The 4,448-nt window shown below is 41.8% G+C and carries 2 protein-coding genes and 1 pseudogene; all 3 read right to left on the bottom strand.

What is annotated here, in order from left to right:
* The coding region (locus QZY09_RS20535; RefSeq protein ID WP_295675534.1) for a hypothetical protein at positions 1-637 on the bottom strand (637 nt) is incomplete at its 3' end.
* Between the two features lie 104 nt (positions 638-741).
* Positions 742-2,460: pseudogene (locus QZY09_RS20530) on the bottom strand (beta-N-acetylhexosaminidase).
* A 122-nt stretch (positions 2,461-2,582) separates the two neighbouring features.
* Positions 2,583-4,202, bottom strand: coding sequence for a glycosyltransferase family 39 protein (locus tag QZY09_RS20525; protein WP_295675532.1), 1,620 nt, complete (start codon positions 4,200-4,202; stop codon positions 2,583-2,585).
* Between the last annotated feature and the right edge of the window lie 246 nt (positions 4,203-4,448).

Raw genomic sequence — 4,448 nt, 5'->3', positions numbered from 1 at the left:
TCTGTAAAATTTCCCCTTTTCTCAGACCATTCAACTTTAACGCAACATAAAACTTCAGTTCGTTTTTACCATGAGTGGTGTCTTTTCTTATCCTGATCGCTTCCGGGTTTGCAAATTTCACGGTAATTTTTTGCGCTGATGTTTTAAACTTTCCGCCATTCGCGAGACCATCATAATTCCTGCCGGCATCAACAAAATGTTTAAACTCTTCACTTGACCCCGAAAAGCGCATACTGCCTTCGCCGGGCAATGTCAAACAAAAAAATATGCCGTCGTTTACAATGGCTGCATGCGCATTCAAAGTAACTGTAACATTAATTCTTCCACCTGACAGATCAGTTACCACCTCTTTTATAAATAAACTATCAATATTTGTAGTAATTATTTGATCATCGCCGCTGCGTTTATAGTGCGGCTGCTGGCGTTCCTTGCCAGTTGAAATAAATTGATTCCCCTTAACAACTACAATGCTGCTTTCAAAATTAAATAGTTGCCCTTTTTTGCGGATCCCGTTTATATTGCCCCATGGTTCCACTTCTGCCTGGCAAAAAGCCTGGTTCGCGAAAGTCACTAAAAAAACCAATAATATTATTAAACGGGCGATATGGCAGTATTTAGGAGTATTGCTATTTTTCAATGTATTTCAGTTTATAAAGAAGGGTATAATTGTTTCGATAAATTTAGCTGTAATAATACAGATTGGAGAGGATTACTAATATATTACACCATCTTACTTAATCGCTACCCTGCGTGGTGGCGTACTTTTCGTGTGCGGTGATGTTTAGTGCTATCTTTAACTGTATTACCACTTTTAGGGTGACGTGCACTTTTCTCAAGTAAATGCTTGTGATGTTTACCTTTTTTTTCATGCTTCGGGGCATGGCGGATAAAATCTATAGCCTCCGGGTGCGCGGCATGATCAAAAGGGTTGTAATAGTAAATGCCATCCTTGTCATATAAGGTAAAATTGGCCTTTAAACGTTCGTCGAATGAAGATTCATTTTTCAGTGCCCGGTCCGTCCACGCGGATTCGGCCAAAGCAGCTATCCGCGGATAAGTCATAAAATCCAGCCTTTTTTCCGAACCTATAGTTTCTGTCCAGATATTGGCCTGTATACCAAGGATGAGATTAGAATTCAATTCATCCGAAGGCAATTGCTTGTCGGGAAAATTATAAATATTGCTTAAACTGTTAAAATAGGCGCCATTCCATCGTCGTCCGGAAACATTGTTCTTGTCCTGTACAAAATCAAAATACAAAGGCAGGCGCGGACAAAGCACCACATCGTACTTTTTTTGCAACGATAGCTAAAGTTGAGAAGGGAAGTTTTGCCGCCACCAAAAAACAATAGTTTTGGCAGGGTTCAAATTAGTGCTTGCTGCTTCATCCCAGCATAAAACATTGTCGTTCATTTTCATCACCGAATCGGCCATGCGGTTAAAAAAGTAATGTTCCAGGTCATCAAGTGCAGTAAGCTTATTTTTTGCCATCATTTCAGTTATACCCGGCCGGCCGGCCCAGGCCTGGTTACCCAAAGCCACCTCATCGCCACCCAAATGGATCATATGCGAAGGAAAAAGCCCGTTCACCTCTTTCAAAATATCTGCAAGGTAGCCGTAGGTTTTCTCATTGCCCGGGTCGAAGGTATAATTTTCATAATTGCGGATACTTCCCCCGCTAAATTCCGGATATGCTTTATTTGCTGCGGTAGCATGGCCCGGCATATCAACTTCAGGGATGACGGTAATAAAACGGTCCTGGGCGTACGCAACAATCTCTTTGATATCCTCCTGGGTATAATATTTTGCCGGGGCGAGCGAATCGGTATGGTTACCAATGCCAGCTACCTGTGCCAGGCGCGGGTATTTTTTTATTTCAAGCCGCCAGCCGTCATCATCGGTAAGGTGCCAGTGAAACTTATTCAGTTTATAAAAGGCCATCCAGTTTAAAAGTTGTTCTACCTTTTCCTTCCCAAAAAAGTGCCTCGACTCATCCAGCATAAAGCCCCGCCATTGGAATCTCGGAGCATCCGCTATCTCGCATGCCGCCAGGCTAACCGAACTACCCACAGGTTGCATCCTGATCAACTGCATCAATGAAACCAACCCATAAAAAATTCCATCATTGCCTGAGGCGATGATGGTGATCCTGTTGGCCTCAATTTTCAAATTATAGGCGCCGTTTAGGCCCGGTTTATCAACTAACTTTAAATCAATTTGTGCCTTTTGTTCATCCGGGTCAACGGCGATAAGTATGCCATCTGCCTTTTTTAGTTCTGTTTGAAGATAATTTGCCTGCGGTAGCATTGAATTATCGTTCATACCAATAATGGTATAGCTGTGTAAATGAAATGCACCGTTAAGTTTAACAAATGATTTCGGAAGTGGAATTATATTGACCGTTTGGCCTGATACAAATCTAAAAAATAGAATAAAAATGATCAGGGCGAAAAATTTCATCCCACGAATATATACCAATAGCTTAAAATATAATAAACGATGTGGTCAAGAATTATTAACATTGAAAACCAGGCCATTGATCCAAATCAGCGGCAATCAAAATAATCAGTACAATCAGCGGTCTATTTACCAAAGGGTGGCAATCCAATCAACTGCCTGTATAGAGGTAAATCCATCCTTGGTTCGGCAGATTTATGAAAGTTTTTGCAATAGTAAACCTGCAGGGTATATTCGGGACCGTTACGGATAATCTGCACGTCGGGCAATTGGGTCACACTATCAAAAAAAGGTTTTACATTCATATTGATGAATGGTTCATGATGATCACCAATGATAATGCAATCTTTGCCAACGAGGGTATTGGGGTCGACCAAAAAAGCCAGGTTACGCGGATCAGGGTCAAAAACGATGATATCTTTTTTACCCTTAAGTGCCCAATCGATTTTACCGGTTAACCACCAGCGGGTACTGCCGGTAAATATATTAGGGTTGTTTAGCCAGCCTTCTTTTTCAAAACGGGTTTGGATATCGGTATAATCAACGCCCTGGATGGTTGGGTCAAGATTGTCGCCGTGAAAAAAATGCACTACGGCCTTAGGCCCATAGGCTGACCAAAAACCGGTCACCCAATGGGTACCCAGCACGCCAATGGTGATTACTGTAAAATAAATAGAAAAGTTAAGCCAGCGGCGCGTTAATAATCGTTTTGCGGGTGTATTCAGGCTTCTATCTATAGCAAAACCGAGCGGAATAAACAACATCATATAACCAGGCGCCTGCCAGTGAAAGTGGAATTGAAGATCGGACCACAAAGTAACTGTGGTAAAAAATACAATAGGCAATATCGCCATCCAAAAAGTAAAACTATAAACCTGCAACTGCTTGCGAAGTTTGTAGGAGATAAATAGTTGCCTGATTGTTGGGAACCAGATCCAGGGCAGTAAAAATGCACACTGCCCTAAAATACTGCGGCCAAACCAATCAGGATGTAATTGGAATTTTCCGCTTGCGCCTGCCCTCGAACCCTGAAACACAAATGAAACCCAGTTATTGTTATAATTCCACCAAATAATAGGCGATGCCATTAAAAGCGTTATTACTATAGCCACATACGGGCCGGGGTGCCGCAGCCAGTGGCGTTGATTTTTATTGGTGGCGATGTACATAAAAACACCAGCAAATAAAAATAACACGTGGTATTTGCTAAGTGTTGCCAGGCCCATGCTAATGCCAACCGCTAACCACAGGAGCCAGGTACGGCGGCTGTTGCGCGTGGCTTCTGAATGTTCAGAGCCGGGGCCTACCATTAGCTGCACAATAAAATACGTAGCCAGCAGCCAGAAAAACATTAGTGGTGCGTCAGGCTGGTACCATGAGGCAATTGCAATAGTAAACAAGGCGCTTAAATTCATTACAACCACAGCCCAAAAGCCGGATTTGGCATTGAATAGTTTCCTGGTAATCAAAAACATGAGCCAGCTTGTACCGGCAAAAAGCAATACGGATGCGAACCTGATGCCGAAATTTGTCAAACCAAAAAGTTTTATGCTTAACGCGCCTAACCAAAAAAACAAGGGTGGCTGATCAAAATAACTCATGTTTAATTGAAGGGCACCCCTAAAATAATAGGATTCGCCATTACCCAAACCTGTATAGGCTGCAATAAAGCAGCGCAGCACAAAAGTGACGAAAATGAGTACGATGGTAAAGGATGCGGCGTTTTTTTCGGTGAGTTTTTTCATCAGGACAAATACCTTATTTGCAGGAGGACAAATCTCTAAAAAAAATCACGAATTACGGTAGGTTTTTATTTCGAAGTCGATTGTCCCATAAAAATCACCCAAATGCTCGGGACGCCGTTAAAAACGATTCACCGCAATTACCATAAATCAAAGTTCATAAAAGGGAATTTTGTAGCGTTGACTTGTCCTAAAAAAAGTTGACTGATTTTTAATAAATAAAGATAGTACATTATTGTTGTTTGTTTG

Source organism: uncultured Mucilaginibacter sp. (assembly GCF_903913935.1).
GTDB lineage: Bacteria > Bacteroidota > Bacteroidia > Sphingobacteriales > Sphingobacteriaceae > Mucilaginibacter.
This window is presented reverse-complemented; position numbering and strand designations above follow the sequence as displayed.

Bases quoted from the DNA above. Each gene is read 5' to 3' on its own strand.
- QZY09_RS20525 (WP_295675532.1), bottom strand. From the start codon at position 4,202: ATGAAAAAACTCACCGAAAAAAACGCCGCATCCTTTACCATCGTACTC.